This is a genomic window from Peribacillus sp. NJ11, assembly GCF_030348405.1.
GTDB lineage: Bacteria > Bacillota > Bacilli > Bacillales > DSM-1321 > Peribacillus.
In genome coordinates, this window is sequence record NZ_JAUCFO010000001.1 from 3,660,884 (window position 1) to 3,679,453 (window position 18,570).

At 42.7% G+C, this 18,570-nt stretch carries 20 protein-coding genes; 19 read left to right on the plus strand and 1 reads right to left on the minus strand.

What is annotated here, in order from left to right; all coding sequences use genetic code 11:
• Window positions 1–8: 8 nt before the first annotated feature.
• The 17 genes from QUF86_RS18125 to QUF86_RS18205 all read left to right on the plus strand — a co-directional run bounded on the left by QUF86_RS18125 (window position 9) and on the right by QUF86_RS18205 (window position 15,198).
• Window positions 9–2,213, plus strand: a complete 2,205-nt coding sequence (locus tag QUF86_RS18125) for a dihydroxy-acid dehydratase domain-containing protein (RefSeq protein ID WP_289335098.1) — start codon at window positions 9–11, stop codon at window positions 2,211–2,213.
• 60 nt (window positions 2,214–2,273) lie between these two features.
• Window positions 2,274–3,041, plus strand: a complete 768-nt coding sequence (locus tag QUF86_RS18130; protein WP_289335099.1) for an IclR family transcriptional regulator — start codon at window positions 2,274–2,276, stop codon at window positions 3,039–3,041.
• Window positions 3,042–3,072: 31 nt separating this feature from the next.
• Complete coding sequence (locus QUF86_RS18135; protein ID WP_289335100.1) at window positions 3,073–3,960, plus strand: fumarylacetoacetate hydrolase family protein; 888 nt, start codon at window positions 3,073–3,075, stop codon at window positions 3,958–3,960.
• 11 nt (window positions 3,961–3,971) lie between these two features.
• On the plus strand, window positions 3,972–4,271 hold the full coding sequence (locus tag QUF86_RS18140) for a UxaA family hydrolase (protein WP_289316193.1): 300 nt from the start codon (window positions 3,972–3,974) through the stop codon (window positions 4,269–4,271).
• Window positions 4,272–4,275: 4 nt separating this feature from the next.
• The gene (locus QUF86_RS18145; RefSeq protein ID WP_289318365.1) at window positions 4,276–5,433 is read left to right on the plus strand and encodes a UxaA family hydrolase; all 1,158 of its coding nucleotides are present in this window, start codon (window positions 4,276–4,278) and stop codon (window positions 5,431–5,433) included.
• A 22-nt stretch (window positions 5,434–5,455) separates the two neighbouring features.
• Window positions 5,456–6,925 (plus strand): alpha-ketoglutaric semialdehyde dehydrogenase GucD, encoded by a 1,470-nt coding sequence (gene gucD / locus QUF86_RS18150; protein WP_289335101.1) that lies wholly within the window; start codon window positions 5,456–5,458, stop codon window positions 6,923–6,925.
• 117 nt (window positions 6,926–7,042) lie between these two features.
• Window positions 7,043–7,174 (plus strand): hypothetical protein, encoded by a 132-nt coding sequence (locus QUF86_RS18155; protein WP_289335102.1) that lies wholly within the window; start codon window positions 7,043–7,045, stop codon window positions 7,172–7,174.
• A gap of 17 nt (window positions 7,175–7,191) precedes the next feature.
• The gene (locus tag QUF86_RS18160; protein ID WP_289335103.1) at window positions 7,192–8,100 is read left to right on the plus strand and encodes a dihydrodipicolinate synthase family protein; all 909 of its coding nucleotides are present in this window, start codon (window positions 7,192–7,194) and stop codon (window positions 8,098–8,100) included.
• Entirely contained in the window at window positions 8,100–9,047 is a 948-nt protein-coding gene (locus tag QUF86_RS18165; protein ID WP_289335104.1) for a U32 family peptidase, read from the plus strand. Before QUF86_RS18160 ends, QUF86_RS18165 begins: the two co-directional genes overlap by 1 nt.
• A gap of 74 nt (window positions 9,048–9,121) precedes the next feature.
• Window positions 9,122–10,081 (plus strand): C-terminal binding protein, encoded by a 960-nt coding sequence (locus QUF86_RS18170; protein WP_289335106.1) that lies wholly within the window; start codon window positions 9,122–9,124, stop codon window positions 10,079–10,081.
• Window positions 10,082–10,095: 14 nt separating this feature from the next.
• Window positions 10,096–10,959 carry a fumarylacetoacetate hydrolase family protein gene (locus QUF86_RS18175; protein WP_289335107.1) on the plus strand — a complete coding sequence of 288 codons (864 nt, stop codon included), beginning with the start codon at window positions 10,096–10,098 and terminating at the stop codon, window positions 10,957–10,959.
• 432 nt (window positions 10,960–11,391) lie between these two features.
• Window positions 11,392–12,207, plus strand: coding sequence for an ATP-dependent sacrificial sulfur transferase LarE (gene larE, locus QUF86_RS18180; RefSeq protein WP_289335108.1), 816 nt, complete (start codon window positions 11,392–11,394; stop codon window positions 12,205–12,207).
• Entirely contained in the window at window positions 12,204–12,974 is a 771-nt protein-coding gene (larB, locus tag QUF86_RS18185; RefSeq protein ID WP_289316200.1) for a nickel pincer cofactor biosynthesis protein LarB, read from the plus strand. Before larE ends, larB begins: the two co-directional genes overlap by 4 nt.
• Window positions 12,955–13,821, plus strand: a complete 867-nt coding sequence (larC, locus tag QUF86_RS18190) for a nickel pincer cofactor biosynthesis protein LarC (RefSeq protein ID WP_289336250.1) — start codon at window positions 12,955–12,957, stop codon at window positions 13,819–13,821. Before larB ends, larC begins: the two co-directional genes overlap by 20 nt.
• Window positions 13,818–14,294 (plus strand): nickel pincer cofactor biosynthesis protein LarC2, encoded by a 477-nt coding sequence (gene larC2 / locus QUF86_RS18195; RefSeq protein WP_289335109.1) that lies wholly within the window; start codon window positions 13,818–13,820, stop codon window positions 14,292–14,294. The genes larC and larC2 overlap by 4 nt, the downstream gene beginning before the upstream one ends.
• Window positions 14,291–14,929 carry an urease accessory protein UreH gene (locus QUF86_RS18200; RefSeq protein WP_289335111.1) on the plus strand — a complete coding sequence of 213 codons (639 nt, stop codon included), beginning with the start codon at window positions 14,291–14,293 and terminating at the stop codon, window positions 14,927–14,929. Before larC2 ends, QUF86_RS18200 begins: the two co-directional genes overlap by 4 nt.
• A gap of 89 nt (window positions 14,930–15,018) precedes the next feature.
• A complete protein-coding gene (locus QUF86_RS18205; protein WP_289335112.1) occupies window positions 15,019–15,198 on the plus strand; it encodes a hypothetical protein in 180 nt (59 codons plus the stop codon).
• Between the two features lie 87 nt (window positions 15,199–15,285).
• Here the strand turns inward: QUF86_RS18205 and QUF86_RS18210 are convergent, their stop codons facing one another.
• Window positions 15,286–16,203 carry a DMT family transporter gene (locus QUF86_RS18210; RefSeq protein WP_289335113.1) on the minus strand — a complete coding sequence of 306 codons (918 nt, stop codon included), beginning with the start codon at window positions 16,201–16,203 and terminating at the stop codon, window positions 15,286–15,288.
• A gap of 366 nt (window positions 16,204–16,569) precedes the next feature.
• On the opposite strand from QUF86_RS18210, the gene QUF86_RS18215 reads away from it, so the two are divergent.
• Together QUF86_RS18215 and allD are read left to right on the plus strand one after the other, a co-directional pair.
• Window positions 16,570–17,526, plus strand: coding sequence for a sugar kinase (locus tag QUF86_RS18215; protein ID WP_289335114.1), 957 nt, complete (start codon window positions 16,570–16,572; stop codon window positions 17,524–17,526).
• A 26-nt stretch (window positions 17,527–17,552) separates the two neighbouring features.
• The gene (allD, locus tag QUF86_RS18220; protein ID WP_289316206.1) at window positions 17,553–18,563 is read left to right on the plus strand and encodes an ureidoglycolate dehydrogenase; all 1,011 of its coding nucleotides are present in this window, start codon (window positions 17,553–17,555) and stop codon (window positions 18,561–18,563) included.
• The last annotated feature ends 7 nt before the right edge of the window (window positions 18,564–18,570 follow it).

Genomic DNA, 18,570 nt, shown 5'->3' on the forward strand with positions numbered 1-18,570 from the left:
GTGCTGAAATGACACATCTATATCCACTAATTGATAACGAAATAAACCCTTACCGCGATAATGTACAGGGAAAAGCAAATGAACCCATTACGGTTGCGGGTCTATTGGACCGTTCGAAGCTGACGCTTGGCTCCACATATGAAGGGGGCAAGCCTGATTGGACGCTTGAAGAAATTTATATGCGGCTAGAGAGGAATGCCCCGCGTATCGCAATTATCGGTGGTTCGTCCGATCATCCAGCCCATATAATGGATTACCAAACGTCGGCACGGGCGGCAATCCGCATCTGGCAAAACGGCGGCGTTCCGTTTCATTTCTCGACACCAGTAATGTGTGATGGAACTGCGCAAAACAATCAAGGAATGAGTTACTCTCTCCAAAGCCGCAACGCGGTTGCACAAATGGTTGTTAACCAGCTAGAGGCTCACAGTTATCATGGTGCATTCGTCATTCAAGGGTGTGATAAGCAGCCTCTTGGTGTTGTAAGTGCACTCGCACATGTTGATCGTGTTCGCCGAAACCGTGGTGAAGCACCCTTTTTCGCAACATTCGCACCTGCTCACGTATTAGAAGGCGGTTCGATTCCAGCTGACGTAATTGAAGAATTGGAAACTCTTGCGAAAAAAGCGGAAAGTAAAGGAGCTACTGATGTAGCCGTTGATTTACGAGATACGATGGCATATATATTGCAATGTTCATCGAATACTGCATTTCAGGGTGTGTTTGAACGGGCCTATGAACGAGGAATATTGACGAAGGAACAACATAAATATTTTGAAATGAGACTTGCTGTTGCAACATGTGACGGACAGGGAGGTGTATGTGCCTTCAATGGTACGGGGAATAGTTCACGTCATTTAGTGGCAGGCATGGGTCTCGTTCATCCAGCCGTGGAGCTGTTAACCGATCCACCAACACAACGCCAGATTAACTCGGTGCTTGATAGCTTTGCCGGCATGATAAACGAAGAGCGCTACGGCGTGGCCAACATTGTCGCTGCGAATATAAAAAATGCAATCCGTATTCACAGCGCTTCAGGTGGTTCTACAAACTTAATGATGCATATTGTCGCAGGCATGCTTTATGCAGGATTCAAATTCAGCTTATGGGACCTTGACCGCATTCATCATTCGCATCCGATTCCTGACTTATTTGATTACAGTTTGACGGAAGGAAGGGACATTTATTCACTTGCGATGCAGTGTTGCAGCGGGACAAGCAGAGGAATGGAAACACTTTTTTATGAACTTATTGAAAATGGTGTACCAATGGATCAGGATGCGCCGACTGTCGCAGCAAAAACTTGGAAAGAACGTCTTTCGATTACAAGCAGCCTAAAAGCGTTGAATGTAAAGAAAAATCAGGTCATTTTGTCCAGTCCACGCCGTGGATTCAGCGGTGTTGATGTATTAAAAGGAAACTTCTTTGAAAGCGCTGTTGTAAAAATCAGCGGAATGCCGACACCACAGCTTGACCAATTCGATGATAAGCTGGCATTTGTCCTTTATTACGAAAATGAAGATGATGCAAATAAAAGCCTACTCGATTCAAATCTGCTTTCAGAAATAAAAGAGCAAAAGCTTTTCGAACATAATCTATTGCTCGAATCTCTTAAATACAACAATGAGCCGGAATGGTCTCTTCTTAAATCTGCTACCTATGAGGAGCTATTTGACAGGATGGTTGAAGAGGGCACTTTGAAAATTGCGATCATTATTTCAGGGCAGGGGCCAGTGGCATTCGGAATGCCGGAAATGTTTACACCAATGCAACACATCAATGCAAATCGTGTTATGAAAAAAATCGCTACAATCATTAGCGACGGCCGCTATTCAGGAGTCACGTATGGTGCTGCTATAGGTCATATGACACCGGAATCATATGAAGGTGGCGGCATTGGCTTACTTAAATCAGGTGATGTAATTCACCTTCAGCTTCGTGATCGACGGATTGATTTTGTCGATTCCACTCAACTTCATTCAGGAAAGGTTGTTCATGATTTTGCGGATTATTTTAAAGAAGAAAGAAAATCATTGGCGACTGAACGCAAGCTGCGTATGAAAGTAAGACAAAAAATGGTTGCAGCCAGCAACAGGATGTTTGGACATACAGATGCAGCAAATGGTGTTGTCCCTATCGCTGTCATTGAGGATGCGGTACTCGATTATGAACAGGATATTTTACTTCAAGGAAAAAAAGTAGAAATAAAGTGAGGAATGCTCGTCATAAATCCGATAATATAAAGGTAGACAGAATAAAAGGAGTGAGGAACGATGCCTATCATCCAATCGGTGGAGCGTGCCTTGAAAATATTGGATTTATTTGATGAGCGTGAACGCGCATTAACTATCACAGAGATAAGTAAACGAATGAATTTACATAAAAGTACGGTTCATTCACTATTAAAAACCTTACAGGAGCATCACTATATTTCACAAGGCGAAGAAAATGGAAAATACTCGCTAGGATTAAAGCTATTGGAGAGGGGAAGCGTTGTTGTGACCCATCTCGATTTGCGCAACGTAGCAAGAAAACATCTCGAATGGCTTTCAGCAACAACGAATTTAACGCTGCACCTTGTCATATTAGACGGTCAGGAAGGTGTCTATATCGATAAAGTGGAGGGCACGGGGGTAACGGTCCTCTATTCCCGTATTGGCCGGCGTGTTCCGATTCATACGAGTGCTGTTGGGAAATCTCTTGTTGCAACCAAAACGGACAGTGAACTGGATTTGCTCTTGGACGGATATGATTATACGGGTCCGACCGAAAGATCGATTAGATCCAAGGAGCAGTTTTTAGCGGAAATCGAAAAAGCACGCATTGATGGCTATTCAATGGATAATGAAGAAAACGAACCGGGCATTTTCTGTCTGGCTGTACCGATTAAAGATTATTCAGGAAAGGTAATCGCAGCAATGAGTGTATCGATGCCAGCATCGAAAGTAAACGAAGAAACACATGAGTATTATGTACGTCTCTTAAAGGAATGCAGCAGTAAAATTTCGCAGGAGCTCGGTTATGAATATCAAAAAATATAAATGAGGCCTGCCATATAGGAGGAACTATAAAATGAGAATTATTCGCTATGTAAAAGAAAATAAGAAACAACTTGCTGCCGTGACAAACGAAAACAATGTGGTGGACCTTCCATTTACGGATTTTATGTCGTTGATTACAACGGCACGTCATGATAACAAAACAGCGTTTGATATTGTAAAACAAATTGCCGCCGAAGGGAAAAAGCAGCCATTGGAAGGTCTTCAATTAACAACTCCTATCGACGCACCAGAAGTATGGGCATCTGGCGTTACCTATAAAAAAAGCAAGGAAGCACGTAACTATGAAGCAACGCAAGGAAAGCTGGACCGCCAAACATTCTATGACAAAGTTTATGATGCAGTGCGTCCTGAGATTTTCTTTAAATCGACTGCAGCAAGGACCGTGGGCCCGAATGATCCGGTATACTTGCGTTCAGATTCAAAATGGCAAATTCCTGAGCCGGAGCTTGGTCTTGTCATCGATAAAGAGGGAACGGTACTCGGATATATTGCAGGTAATGACATGAGCTGCCGTGATATTGAAGGTGAAAATCCGCTTTATCTTCCACAGGCAAAGGTATGGAAAAATTCTTGCTCCATTGGACCGGCCATCTTGTTAAAAGAGGCAGTTCCGGATCCATATGAGCTTAAAATCATGTGCCGAATTTATCGAAATGAAGAAAAAGTATTTGAAGGTGAAGCGAAAGTAAACCAACTGAAACGAAAATTGGAAGAGCTTGTCGACTATTTAGTCTTAGATAACACTGTTTTTGACGGATCAGTTTTACTTACAGGTACATGCGTGGTTCCGCCAAATGAATTTACATTGAAAGGCGATGACCGAATCGAAATTGAAATACCAGGGATTGGAGTATTAAACAACCCGGTTATCCAAAGTAAAGCAGTCCAAACAATTTAAGGGGTGACAAAATGAGCGAATATAAAACACTTTACTTAAGTAATAAAGATAGTGTAGCTGTCGCTTTATCCGAAATCCCTGAAAACACATCAGTAGTTGTGAAGACAGGGCTTGAAGAACTTGCCGTATCCATTCTTGAACCGATTCGTTTTGGACATAAGTTCGCAGTCAAATCCATCGAACAAGGAGCAGACATAATTAAATATGGGGAAGTCATTGGTGCAGCCTCAGCTTTTATTCCCGCTGGTGCACATGTTCATGTACACAATTTAGAAGGTAAAAGAGGAAGGGGTGACAAAATTGCTGAATGAAAAAATGCAGTTTTGGGGCTACCGCCGTCCGGATGGCCGCGTCGGTGTCCGGAATCATGTACTGATTTTGCCCACGATAACATGCGCAACTCAAACAGCTCAGCGCGTCACAGAATTGGTGAGCGGAACCGTTACATTCATTCATCAGCATGGCTGTGCGCAAGTGGGAACTGATTATGATCAAACGGCCAGAACCTATGCGGGAATGGGCATGAATCCAAATGTATATGGTGTCATAGTCCTCGGACTTGGCTGTGAAACACATCAGGCGCACCGCATTGGAGATGAAATTGCCAAATGCGGTAAACCAGTGGAAACTGTATCGATTCAGGATCATGGCGGGACTCTTCAAACCATTGCCGAAGTAGCTAAAATTGCAGTCAAAATGGTCCAGGATGCCTCAATGGTGCAACGGGAATTATGTGATTTTAGCGAGCTGATTGTCGGCACAGAATGCGGTGGGTCGGATGCGTGCTCCGGCTTATCGGCGAACCCCGCAGTCGGACGTACAAGCGATTTGGTCGTTCAGCAGGGGGGAACCGCAATATTAGCGGAAACGACTGAACTCATCGGTGCAGAGCATTTGATCGCTAACCGGGCGGCAAACGACCAGGTAGCCAAAAAAGCTTATGCGGTTATTAAAATGATGGAAGACCGCTCGATTCAAATGGGCGTAGACATCCGCACCGGAAATCCGAGTCCGGGAAACATTGAGGGAGGGCTCAGCTCACTCGAAGAAAAATCACTGGGGGCAGCGACAAAATCAGGCACAACCAGACTGGAAGAAGTCATTGATTATGCCCAGGTGCCCACAAGGAAAGGGCTCGTATGGATGGATACGCCTGGCCATGACATTGAGCAATTGACGGGAATGGTCGCAGGCGGTGCCCAAATCGTTCTCTTTACAAGTGGAAGAGGCACGCCAACGGGTTCCCCTATTTCACCCGTCATAAAAATCTCAACTAATACACCAATGTTTGACAGGATGAATGAAAATATGGATTTAAATGCAGGTACGATTGTCGATGGTTTAGAAACCGTTGATGAAGTGGGCAAGCGCATTATGGAAGAAATTCAACATGTTTCAAACGGAAAACTAACAAAAGCGGAGATATTAAAGCAGCATGACTTTGGTATATGGAGAATTGGACCGACATTCTAAAACGAAAAAGGAGCTAAAGATTATGATATCAACTACATTTGCAACGAAAACATATAAAAATTTCATTAATAATGAGTGGGTGAATGCATCTTCTGGAAATACAATCGAAAGCATTAATCCTGCGGACAAAGAACCGGTTGGCTTCGTTCAAAGCTCAACGGAAAATGACTTGAATAAAGCTGTAGCTTCTGCGCATAAAGCAAAGAGGGATTGGCGCAGGCTTGGGCAGTCTGCACGTGGACAAATCCTTTTCAAAGCGGCCAATATATTGGAAGAAAATCTAGATGAAATTGCGGAAACCATGACTCGCGAAATGGGTAAAACGTTACCGGAAGCAAAAGGGGAAACGGCACGAGGTGTTGCCATCCTGCGTTACTATGCTGGGGAAGGGATGCGGAAAGACGGCGATGTTATTCCATCATCCGATAAAGAAGCCTTAATGTTTACGAAACGCACCCCACTTGGTGTTGTCGGGATAATCACGCCATGGAACTTCCCGGTTGCAATTCCCATTTGGAAAATGGCTCCTGCTCTTGTATATGGCAATTCAATCGTATGGAAACCCGCTACAGAGGGAGCCGTTACAGCAGCAAAAGTGATGGAATGCTTTACAAAAGCCGGCTTCCCTGAGGGCGTTGTGAACTTCATTACCGGTAAGGGATCGATCATCGGTCAAGGACTCATCGATCATCCGCTTTTAAATGCGATTACATTTACCGGTTCTGAAAGTGTCGGTCAGAGCGTCGCAAAATCAGCATCCGCTCGCGGGATAAAATATCAGCTTGAAATGGGTGGCAAGAATCCAGTTATCGTCACGAAAGATGCGAACATCGACCAAGCAGTCGAGGCAGTCATCAGCGGTGGATTTCGTTCTTCAGGCCAAAAATGTACAGCTTCAAGTCGTGTTGTTGTTGAATCGTCCGTCTATGATGAATTTAAACAAAAACTGGTAGAAGCAGCAGCGAAAATTACAGTCGGCAACGGTCTTCAAGAGGGTATTTGGATGGGCCCATGTGCAAGTGAAAGCCAGTTCAATACGGTGACAGAGTACATTGAAAAAGGCAAGCAGGAGGGCGCAAAACTCATACATGGCGGGGAGATATTAACTGGCGGAGACTACGATAGAGGCTTTTTCATAACACCAGCGATTTTTGAAGACGTGACGTCCGATATGGAGATTGCACAGGCAGAAATTTTTGGGCCAGTTATCGCGCTTATAAAAGCAACCGATCTTGTCGAAGCCATTGACTTGGCAAATAATACGAAATACGGATTGAGTGCATCAATCTTCACATCAAATATTAGCTCAATTCTGGAATTCATCGATGAAATTGAAGCAGGGCTTGTCCGTATTAACGCAGAAAGCGCGGGCGTAGAGTTACAAGCACCATTTGGAGGGATGAAAGCATCGAGCACGGGTTCACGAGAGCAAGGTGAAGCGGCGAAGGAATTTTATACAGCCATAAAAACTGTTTTCATTAAAGGTTCTTAACAAGTATAACGACACAGAATTTCATTATTCCAGAACAAGGCCAGGGCAATATAGTACAACGAAGGCACGGACATCCTCGTGAATAATTCAGAATTATTAGACTATGGAAATGGTTATATGAAAATTACAGATAAATCGGGTCTTGGAGTAGAAATTGATGAGGGGAAATTGAAGCAGTCAGCAGAAACCGGACATAATTGGAAAACCCAAATTTGGCGTCATGAAGTTGGGAGCATCGCTGAATGGTAATAAAAGGAGGCAAAACAATGAACTTTCATGGCATCATTCCACCGGTAGTCACCCTATTTGATGAAACGGGGAACTTAGACATACCACTGAACAGAAGTTATATCGACTTATTAATTTCAAAGAATATTGACGGTATTTTGTTGATGGGAAGTTCAGGTGAGTTCTCATCACTTACAACGGAAGAAAGAAAATTATACGTACGTGAAATGATAAAGCACATTAACGGACGGGTGCCTGTGATGGTTGGCGTCGGACATACCTCATTAAAAGAGGTGCTTGAATTAACTTCTTATGCTGAAGAACATGGAGCGAACGGCGTTCTCGTAGTCAACCCATATTACTGGAAGCTGTCTGACGAGCAACTATACCGACATTTTTCCAGTGTAGCGAATCATACGAATCTGCAAGTTTTCATTTATAACATTCCGCTCTTAACCGGACAAAATTTATCAATCGAATTGATTAAAAAATTAGCCGAAGATCATTCAAACATTACTGGGATTAAAGAGACGGTCAGTGATTTCGGCCACCTTCGTCAAGTGCTGGAGGAAGTGAAGAAAGTTCGCAGTGATTTCCGCGTCTTCTCTGCGTTTGACGAGCATTTGCTTCCGGCTCAAATGATTGGTGCAGCGGGGAGCATCAATGGAAGCGCTGTTTTTATGCCGGAAATATCCGTTGATTTATATGAATCGTATCAAAAAGGTGATCTTGCTGAAGCACAGAAATATCATCAAGTGATTTCAAAACTGATGGATGTGTACAATTACGGTCCAACATTTTTTACTGCCATGAAAGAAGCCGTTCATCAGCGCTGGTTTGACGTGCCAGCTGGACACCGTTCTCCATGTGATGTATACCCTGTTGATTTGAGTGATAAAGTAGCTGCTCTTTTAAAAATTTTAGACATGAAGGAAGGCGTCCAATAATGAAAGAATCACGCGAATTGCTCGAACAATTAGGCTACCCATCAACTGATCTTAAAGAACTTCCGACCTCAACGAAAACATTTCCAGATGGCGCTCAATACCGCATTGAACTCCCAAGTGTAGAAGGCCCAGCTGCACTAAAAGAAACACTGAAAGAAATTGACCGACTCGGGTTGACCATTCACCGAATATCACAAGGAAGCGGCATCATGCTTCAAACGGATGAAGAAATTAAAGAAATGTGTGAATTGACAGCAGAGCGCGGTATGGAGCTGAGTTTGTTTGTCGGCCCCAGGGGTTCATGGGATGTAAGTGCGGGACCGCTTACGCCGGGAGGAAAATCACAGGGAATCCGTCATGAAGGCTCCGACCAGCTTGTTTATGCAATGGAAGACCTGAAAAGAGGAGCGGCGCTTGGTCTTCGCGGTGCGTTAGTTGCAGATGAAGGACTTCTTCTTATAACGAAAGAAATGAAAAAACACGGACAGCTCCCGGAAGATTTTGTTGTTAAAGTATCGGTTCAAATGGGACCAGCCAATCCAGTATCCGTTAAATTAATGGAAGACATCGGTGCGGATACCTACAACGTGCCACCTGCATTAACGCTGTCTAAACTTGCAGCGATCCGACATTCAATAGACATTCCAATTGATTTATACGTAGAAGTGCCAGATACCTTCGGCGGCTTTCTTCGCTATTATGAAATACCGGAAATCATCCGTGTATTGGCGCCTGTATACATCAAGTTTGGCCTTCGGAATCACCCTGACGTATACCCATCAGGGAAACAATGGGAAAGTACGAACATCTCACTCGCCCAGGAACGTGTACGCCGTGCCGCTATTGGAATTCAAATGATTGAACGATATTATCCAGAAGCTAAAACATCGAAACTTGGCGCTGAAGGACTCGGTATTGCGAAAGTCGAAAAAGCAGCAGTGAAATAATTAATTTTCACCTGAAACGGGAGGAATCCCCCTGCCTTTAAGGGGGTTATTACCATCTATAGGAGTGGAGTCTAATGGCCTTTAAAATATTATTAACGGATTATGAATTTGAACATTTGAAATATGAAGAAGACGTGTTTCAAGAAAGCGGATTGGACTTTGATTTTATTAAAGCACAATGCAAAACAGAAGAAGAAGTTATTGAGCTGGCAAAGGATGCGGACGCAATTCTAAATCAATATGCCCCTGTTTCTCGTCGCGTAATTGCATCACTTGAAAACGCGAAAATCATATCCCGCTACGGTGTCGGGGTCAATACAATTGATCTCGATGCGGCGAAAGAAAAGGGGATTACGGTTGCCAATGTTCCGGATTATGGCATGGAAGAAGTCTCCAATCATGCATTGGCACTATTGCTTTCATGGGCACGCAAAGTGACGCTGTTAAACAATGAGGTGAAAAGAGGTAACTGGGACTTTAAAGTGGGTGTGCCGATTCATCGTTTTAACGAACAAACGGTTGGAGTTCTCGGCTTTGGTCGCATTCCGCGCCGTTTCATTGAAAAGGTGAAACCGCTGGGCTTTAAAACAGCTGCTTATGATCCATTTGTATCGTCGGCAGAGATGGCTGCTGTCGGCGTTCAAAAAATGGATCTCGATGAAATTATTCGTGAAGCCGATTATTTGTCGGTCCATGTACCCTTAATCGATGATACGTTCCATCTGATTAACGAGGAGCGCCTTAAACAAATGAAGAGAAATGCGGTCATCATTAACACCGCACGTGGACCGATAATCGATGAAACAGCACTTTCTGATGCACTTGAAAGAGGGGTAATTGCAGGTGCAGCACTTGATGTGACAGAAAATGAGCCAGTCCGCTTCGATAGCCCACTACTCACTATGGACAATGTCATCATTACACCGCACAGCGCCTGGTATTCTGAGGAAGCGATGGTTGAACTTCGTCAAAAAGCAGCAAGAAATATCGTTCAGGTCTTAAAAGGGGAAAAAACACCATACGCTTTGACGTAAGAAAGGGGGAAAATATGAAAATAGCCACTTTTTCCGTACAAGACGAACGGCACATTGGCCTAGTTCAAGATGATCGAATTATTAGTTTAACGGCTCTAGGTTCAGATGAATTTCCTGCTTGTATGAAAAAATTTATAGAACGAGGCAGTGAGTTGCGTACACGTGCTGAACAGTTAATCGAGCAACGGGTAAATGATGATGCGATATTCAGACTGTCAGAAGTAAATGTCCTGCCGCCAATTGCACAGCCGGAAAAAATCATTTGCGTTGGGCTTAACTATATTGATCATTGCAAGGAAACCGGGATGGAGACACCTGCTTCGCCGGTCATTTTTTCAAAATATGCGAATGCGATTGCGGGCCATAACGATGCGATTGAAATCCCAATTAATTCAACCGAGGTCGACTTTGAAGCAGAGCTTGCGGTTGTCATTGGAAGAGAAGCGAAACATGTGTCAGAAGAAGAGGCGAATGACTATGTTTTTGGCTATACAATAATGAATGATATTAGCGCCCGAGATTTGCAATTTCAGGACGGCCAGTGGTCAAGAGGCAAAACGGCGGACACATTTGCTCCATTTGGACCTGTTGTCGTTACACATGATGAAGTGGGCGATCCCCATAATCTAGCGATTTCGCTTGAATTAAACGGTGAAATTATGCAGGATTCTAATACAAGCAACCTAATTTTTACGGTTCCGAAAATCATATCATTTTTATCACAGTCCATGACACTTAAACCAGGTGATTTGATTGCAACTGGTACACCACCTGGCGTTGGAATGGGACGCAATCCGAAAATCTGGTTGAAAAACGGTGATCGGTTGAACGTCAGTATTGAAAAGATCGGCACGCTTTCCAATCACGTAATAGCCTGACAAGAGAAAGAAGATGGTGACATGGACGTTGTAACAAAAAACATTTTAAAGGGCCGCTTCCTCACATCCCGCTTATGCCAGCTGGCGGTGTCAACCTTGACAACCTCGCTTTTTTTTAGACTGCTGCCAACGCGGAGGGACTTGGTGGTTTATTGATCAATCCTGCGAAATTGATTTCAGGTGATGACTACTCCAGGCTGTCGGAAACGGCAAAAAAATTCTCGGCAAACGTAAAAATAGCTATAGCTTGCCGTCGTTTATATGGGTGTCACTTTAAAAACGCTGGGAATGAAAAATAACTGTGTATTTTATCCTTTCCGGCAAATTGGCAAAAGTATCTCGGCAATCTTTTAGTGGTCCAGCAGCGGTGTAATTTCTGGTGGAACAGTAAATAAATTCAGAAATCCTCAAACCAGAAAGGAGAAAAGTGCTATGTTACTAGAAAAGTACAGAAACCTGCAGGCTATTCTCCAAAAAATGGAGACAGTTGTGGTCGCTTTTTCAGGAGGGGTGGACAGCACGTTTTTGCTTAAAGTCGCTATTGATACATTGGGGTATGATAATGTGTTAGCCATTACAGCAGATTCGGAAACCTATCCGTCGAGCGAGTTGAATGAAGCACTTATGCTATCAAAATGGATTGGCGCCAACCATCGTGTCATTCAAACTTCGGAGTTAGCCATTCCTGGATATACAGCAAATAACCAAAATCGCTGTTACTTTTGTAAAAGTAGTTTATTTGATCACTTGCGTCCTATTCTTGAAGAATATGAATTTAATAATATTATTTATGGTGTTATTGCTGATGATGCTAACGAATTTCGTCCAGGTATGAAAGCTGCTAAAGAAAAAGGAATCAGGGGCCCGCTTCAGGAAGCCGACTTGTTCAAAGAAGAAATAAGAGTATTGTCCAAGGAAGCAGGTTTGCCAACCTGGGATAAACCGTCATTTGCTTGCCTTTCCTCACGTATAGCCTATGGCGATATCATTACAAAGGAAAAATTGACGAAAGTGGATAAGTCAGAGGCATACTTAAAATCATTGGATATTCACCAAGTACGAGTCCGGACGCATGGGGAGACGGCCCGAATTGAAGTCGAACCCGCTGATATGCCGCGAGTGCTTAAATATCATGTCGCGATTACGAAACGGCTGAAGGAATTCGGTTATAAGTATGTATCAATGGATCTCACTGGCTATACGAGCGGGAGTATGAATATAGCGCTTGAAAAGGAAGAGATGTTATGATTGACGACATTTTAGAGCAGGTTCAAAATGGTACATTGACTGTAGCGGAAGCAAAGGGAAAGCTTGCATCCTATGAAAATTTAGGATTTGTAAAAATCGATCACCATCGTAAAAAGAGACAAGGATTTCCCGAAATTGTGTTTGGAGAAGGGAAAACAGCTGAACAAATTTTAACGATTGTCCAATCGCTGCGGATAAGGAATGATTCCGTGCTTGTGACGCGTATTTCTCGGGAAAAAGCGGTTTTTGTACAAAAAGAATGTAGTGATTTTGAGTATAACGAGATTGCACGGACACTTGCATGGGTTAAAGAAAAGCCGAAATCCGGCGGTACATATATCGCAATTATATGCGCCGGGACTTCAGATTTGCCGGTTGCTGAAGAAGCAGCCGTAACGGCCGAAACTCTAGGTATTCCAGTCAGGCGTATTTACGATGTTGGTGTTGCTGGGCTGCACCGCCTCCTTGATCATATAGACGAGATACGAAGTGCTACCGTTTCAGTTTGTGTCGCGGGTATGGAAGGGGCACTACCAAGTGTGTTAGGAGGCCTTGTCATGAATCCAATTATTGCTGTGCCGACAAGTGTCGGGTACGGTGCAAATTTTAACGGTTTATCGGCCCTTTTATCGATGCTCAATTCATGCGCATCAGGTGTAAGTGTGGTAAACATCGATAATGGATTTGGTGCGGCCTACAATGCAGCGCTTATTTACAAACTTGTACATAAAAAGGAGATCAATGATGATGAGGACATTATATTTTGACTGCTTTTCCGGCATAAGCGGAGATATGGTAATTGGTGCGTTGATTGATGCAGGTGCAGATCCTTTACAAATGGAAGAAGAGTTAAAAAAGCTGAACATAGATGAAGAATATACTCTGTCGTGGGGGAAGGTCGTCAAAAATGGCATTACGAGTACTAAATTTGATGTCATTCTCACCAGTGGATCAGAGCAACCACATGAACACGAACACAGTCACGAACATAGTCATGAAAACAGCCAAAGTAATAGACATGAACACAGTCATAGCCATGAACATAACCATATCCATGAACACGAACACAATCATATCCATGTGCTTCACAATCATCATGGCAGCCGTACGTACAAACAAATTGTGGAGGCAATAAATGAGGCTAACTTTAATGAATCGGTATCGAACATGTCACTCGCCATTTTTAAGAAGATTGGTGAAGCGGAAGGGCACATACACGGGCTTCCTCTTGAAAAAGTTCACTTTCACGAGGTAGGAGCGGTAGATTCCATTATAGATATAATCGGGGCAGCAATTTTAATCAATCAGCTAGGTATCGAATCAGTTCAGTCATCAGCCATTCCAACGGGGTCTGGACATATACATATTGATCACGGCATATATCCGGTTCCTGCACCTGCCACTCTTGAAATATTAAAAGGGGTACCAATTGCCGCAAACGATATTCGTTCTGAATTAACAACGCCGACCGGTGCTGCCATCTCTGCGGTTTTAGCTGAAACATTTGGCTCGCTTCCAGCCATGACTGTCGAATCGATTGGCTATGGAGCGGGAACAAAAACATTTGAAAATCATCCGAACGTCCTTCGCATTATCATCGGGGAGATTCAATGAACCGCCCACCTGATCATGAGCATCTTGATGGACAAATGGTAAAAATGGAAGTGAACCTGGATGATATTTCCGGTGAATGGCTTGGACATGTAATGGATTTGCTGTTTGAATCAGGAGCAAATGATGTATATTATACGCCAATCTTCATGAAAAAAAATCGACCAGGGGTGTTATTGCAACTTCTCTGTTCACAACAGATGATTTCGAAAATGAAGAAAATATTATTTGCTGAAACGACGACGCTTGGTATACGCTACTATCCGCTTACCGTGCACCGGCTCGAACGATCTTTTTTCAATGTGCATACACAATGGGGGAAAGTGACGATAAAGAGAGGGGTCCATGAGGGTTTGCCCATGCAGCAGGCACCTGAATATGAAGATTGCCGTAAAATTGCCATGCAAAACAATATACCGCTTAAACGGGTGTATGAAGAAGTATGGAAGTGTCTCGGTGAGGTGGTGGAAAAATGAGTTTCGTTTCGATTCTCACATTAGGCTTCCTATTGGGGATAAAACATTCGTTAGAGCCGGATCACGTTATTGCAGTTGCAACCACAGCAGGAAATACGAAAAAATTATCACGTTCCACTCTAACGGGAGTGTATTGGGGAATAGGCCATACATGTACCCTGTTTCTTACAGGGATGCTGTATATTTGGATGAAAGGGGAAATTCCGGAGTCGTTAAGCATGACGTTGGAATTCGGTGTTGGTGTTATGCTAGTTATGCTTGGGGCGAAAAGTTTATTTAAAGACCGCCTTAATATCACGAACGACCATGATGGATTACGTCCTTTTTTGGTGTCTGCATTAATTGGGTTCGTCCATGGTCTCGCCGGCAGTGCCGCAATGGTCATCCTAACGATGTCGAACGTTACCGGTATAGGTGAAGGATCCATCTATATAATTATATTTGGCGCAGGGACGATTATTGGGATGCTGTGTTTTACAACTATACTGGGCATACCGTTTGCTTTGAATGGAAAGAACATCGGTATAAACCGAACCTTCATCAAACTGGCGGGAGCTATAAGTTTTGGATTCGGACTTTATTATATATACAAATTGGGTGTGACAGAAGGATTGTTTGCGCTTTGGGCGAATTAATATAGCATAAAGGGATCTCAGGCTGTCTGTAACGCATAGACAGTCTCTTTTTTTATTAAGTTCACAATATGTTTCCGAGGAGGTTTCTCTTGGTTGAAATAAGGGGGATATGGTCTCGTTGGTTTCCGTTCAAGTCGGGTTTGCTGCAACAAAAGTTGGATGGCACAGCTAACAAAAGGCTTGTGCAAATGGGGACACTACAATGGACTTGTTCATACATTGGTTTGTTTGGCCGGTATCATAGTAAATACGCGATTGTACATGTATAAAAAAACCTATGACACTACAATTCCTTTTTTTAATAAGGATAGTAGTGTCATAGGAAAAGATTCGGAAACTAGGTAATGCGGTTCCCGCTAGGCAGATATCCCTTTATTTTTCCTTTGAAGAATCCAAATTTCCATTGCCCCGGAGCCCAGCAATACACCTGAAACAATGAAGATCAGTCCAATGAAGTGTGCAGGCACTATGGCTTCATTAAGGAAAAATGCTGCCCCTAACAGAGAGAATAAAGTGTTTAAGTTAAGAAAAATGGATGATTCGGCTGCGCCTACCTGACCAATTGCATAATTATAGCCCATGTGCCCAAGGGCAGTGGCAAAAATAGCGGAGAAAAAGAAAGCTCCCCAGATGGAATGCGGTGCAGTTGCCAGTGAAGATAAGCCATCAGGTTCTTTCCATAAGCTGATGGCAAAAAGGATAAAAGACCCGATCAGCATCATGTAGCCGGTTAATAATCGTGGATCCATTGTTTTGGATGCTTTATTAATAAGAATGAAACTTAACGCCTGTGACAGAATTGAAAGCAAAATATCAATGTCCCCCAGATTAATAGACTGTATTCCTCCACTTCCTGCCATAACGGTAAAACTCACTCCTAACGCACCGCATATAAAGCCAAGAAGCCGGATTAATGTGGGCTTTTTGCGAAAGAATATCATAGTCAATATGACTGTCAAAATAGGACCCATACCCAAAATCAGCCCAGCATTCGAAGCGGAAGTCTTCGTTAATCCCTCAGCTAAAAAATAATGATGAAAAACGACACTCAAGAGTGCTCCTCCAAAAACGTAAAAAAGTTCACTTTTTTTAGGAAGACGTATTAGACCAAGAAAGAAAAGGATAATAATGACTACAAGGGAAGCTGTAAAAATTCTCAAAGATGTTATTGTTACGGGCTGTGTATTCGCAACTAAAATTTTAATAACTGAAACGTTCAATCCCCATGTGATCATAATTCCCGTAAGTAAGATGTAAATTTTCACAAAACTCATTCAAAACAACCTTTCAAACTTATTTAACAATTGATATATTATACAACTTACTCCAAATTAATAGCAAAGAGTAAAATTTTAATAAGATATCCAGGATAAAAAATCAGAAACTGATAATCAATTAAAAATCCAATACCGATTTTACGTAATATGGATATTTACCATGGTTTAAGCTGAAATATGCACGGAAATAGGTCGAATAAAAATAAAATTACAAATTATCAAACTTTTCTATTGTTTTTGGTAGGGTTTTCATTTACAATTTCCTTATGATTTACCAAACCGGTTTAGTAATGAACTAAATCGATTTAGTGTGATCACATGTTTTATTTTTTACTTGATTGTTCGAAAGAAGGAGGTACTGTATTGTCATCAAAATATGGTGTTTTAACGCTCGGCGACGCCATGATTACGCTAAATCCGGAAGAAACAGGACCTTTAAGATTTGTTACCCGTTTTGAGCGAAAAGTAGGAGGCGCTGAACTCAATTTTGCGATTGGCTGTGCAAGGCTTGGCATGAGGGCAAAATGGTTAAGCCGTTTAGGCAAGGACGAGTTCGGTAGAGTCATATATAATTTCGCACGCGGGGAAGGCGTGGACATGAGTGATGTTGCCTATGTAGATGGATATCCAACATCCATTAACTTTAAAGAAATACGGGAGGATGGTTCCGGAAAGACATTTTATTACCGTTATCAATCTCCCATTCTGACTTTAAAGCCGGAAGATATAACGGAGAAGATGTTTGAAGCGATTGATATAGTCCATCTTACTGGAGTTTTCTTGGCTATAGACCCCAAAAATGTGGATATTGCCAAAAGGGTGATGGAAATAGCGGAACAAAAAAATATCCCTGTTTCGTTTGATCCGAATATCCGATTGAAACTATGGTCCATCGAGGAAGCGAGATCGGTTTATTTCGATCTTTTCCCATATGTGGATATTTTGCTTACAGGTTTAGATGAAATAAAATTGATCACCGGAAATGACACTCAAGAATCATTGGCGGAATTCGCAAAACTGAATGATATTGATCAGCTTGTCATCAAAGACGGGAAACATGGTTCAAAACTATATACAAAAAGGGAATGGCATGAAAAAGAAGCCTTCCCTGTTAGACCGGTAGATACTGTTGGAGCGGGGGATGGTTATGATGCCGGTTATATATACGGATATCTTCATGGCCTATCCATCGATGAAAGATTGACATTCGCTAATGGTGTAGGAGCTCTTGTCACAACTGTTTCAGGGGACAATGAAGGATTACCATATTTAGATGAAGTAATGCCTTTCATACAGAATGAGGCTGTTATTGAAAGATAGAAGACTGAAAGCAATGAGGGGATAAAATGACAACAGTAACGATACAAGCTGAGGAAGCAAAACGATTAGTCATAAAACAACTGACCAAAGTGGGTTTAAATGAAGAAAATGCCGGAAAAATCGCGGAGGTATTGGTTCATGCCGATCTAAGAAATGTCAATTCCCATGGTGTTTTGCGAACGGAGCATTATGTAAACCGTTTACTGGCAGGAGGTATAAATCCCGATGCACAGATTTCCTTCCAAAAGACAGGGCCTGTTACCGGTGTAGTTGATGGAGATGATGGATTTGGGCATGTCATTGGCGAAGTGGCCATGGACCATGCGATTGAAATGGCCCGGAATAACGGAGTGGGCATGGTGACTGTTTTTAATAGCAGCCATTGCGGAGCACTAAGCTATTTCGTTCAAAAAGCCACTGATGCAAAGTTGATAGGCATTGCGATGTCACATACCGATAAAATTGTGGTCCCTTTTGGAGGAAAAACCTCATTTCTTGGTACAAACCCTATCGCTTATGGAGTTCCTGCTAAAACAAAGAAACCCTTTATCCTTGATATGGCAACCTCCCATGTTGCATGGGGGAAAATCCTTCAGGCGCGTGAAGAAGAAAAGGAAATCCCTGAAGGATGGGGAGTGGATGAAAATGGAGCCGCGGTCACAGACCCGAATAAAGTCGTTTCCCTTTCCACTTTCGGCGGCCCGAAAGGCTATGGTCTATCCGTAATTGTAGATGTGTTTTCTGGATTATTGGCAGGCGCGGCATTTGGTCCGCACATTGGGAAAATGTACGACGATCTTGATAAGAAACGAAAGCTGGGACACTATTTTTGTGTAATTAATCCTTCGTTCTTTACGGATACCGATATATTTTTAGGACAAATGGATCATATGATTGAAGAACTGCAACAGGTTGAACCTGCTCCAGGGTTTGAACGCGTATATGTACCTGGTGAGATTGAACAAATCAATGAAGAAAAAAACCTGAAACAAGGTATAACGATAGCTGCAAGTGTTTATGAATTTCTTACAAAGTAGGTGGAAG

Coding starts and splice junctions, on each gene's coding strand:
- QUF86_RS18125 (WP_289335098.1), top strand. CDS start 9: ATGACACATCTATATCCACTAATTGATAACGAAATAAACCCTTACCGC.
- QUF86_RS18130 (WP_289335099.1), top strand. CDS start 2,274: ATGCCTATCATCCAATCGGTGGAGCGTGCCTTGAAAATATTGGATTTA.
- QUF86_RS18135 (WP_289335100.1), top strand. CDS start 3,073: ATGAGAATTATTCGCTATGTAAAAGAAAATAAGAAACAACTTGCTGCC.
- QUF86_RS18140 (WP_289316193.1), top strand. CDS start 3,972: ATGAGCGAATATAAAACACTTTACTTAAGTAATAAAGATAGTGTAGCT.
- QUF86_RS18145 (WP_289318365.1), top strand. CDS start 4,276: ATGCAGTTTTGGGGCTACCGCCGTCCGGATGGCCGCGTCGGTGTCCGG.
- gucD (WP_289335101.1), top strand. CDS start 5,456: ATGATATCAACTACATTTGCAACGAAAACATATAAAAATTTCATTAAT.
- QUF86_RS18155 (WP_289335102.1), top strand. CDS start 7,043: ATGAAAATTACAGATAAATCGGGTCTTGGAGTAGAAATTGATGAGGGG.
- QUF86_RS18160 (WP_289335103.1), top strand. CDS start 7,192: ATGAACTTTCATGGCATCATTCCACCGGTAGTCACCCTATTTGATGAA.
- QUF86_RS18165 (WP_289335104.1), top strand. CDS start 8,100: ATGAAAGAATCACGCGAATTGCTCGAACAATTAGGCTACCCATCAACT.
- QUF86_RS18170 (WP_289335106.1), top strand. CDS start 9,122: ATGGCCTTTAAAATATTATTAACGGATTATGAATTTGAACATTTGAAA.
- QUF86_RS18175 (WP_289335107.1), top strand. CDS start 10,096: ATGAAAATAGCCACTTTTTCCGTACAAGACGAACGGCACATTGGCCTA.
- larE (WP_289335108.1), top strand. CDS start 11,392: ATGTTACTAGAAAAGTACAGAAACCTGCAGGCTATTCTCCAAAAAATG.
- larB (WP_289316200.1), top strand. CDS start 12,204: ATGATTGACGACATTTTAGAGCAGGTTCAAAATGGTACATTGACTGTA.
- larC (WP_289336250.1), top strand. CDS start 12,955: ATGAGGACATTATATTTTGACTGCTTTTCCGGCATAAGCGGAGATATG.
- larC2 (WP_289335109.1), top strand. CDS start 13,818: ATGAACCGCCCACCTGATCATGAGCATCTTGATGGACAAATGGTAAAA.
- QUF86_RS18200 (WP_289335111.1), top strand. CDS start 14,291: ATGAGTTTCGTTTCGATTCTCACATTAGGCTTCCTATTGGGGATAAAA.
- QUF86_RS18210 (WP_289335113.1), bottom strand. CDS start 16,203: ATGAGTTTTGTGAAAATTTACATCTTACTTACGGGAATTATGATCACA.
- allD (WP_289316206.1), top strand. CDS start 17,553: ATGACAACAGTAACGATACAAGCTGAGGAAGCAAAACGATTAGTCATA.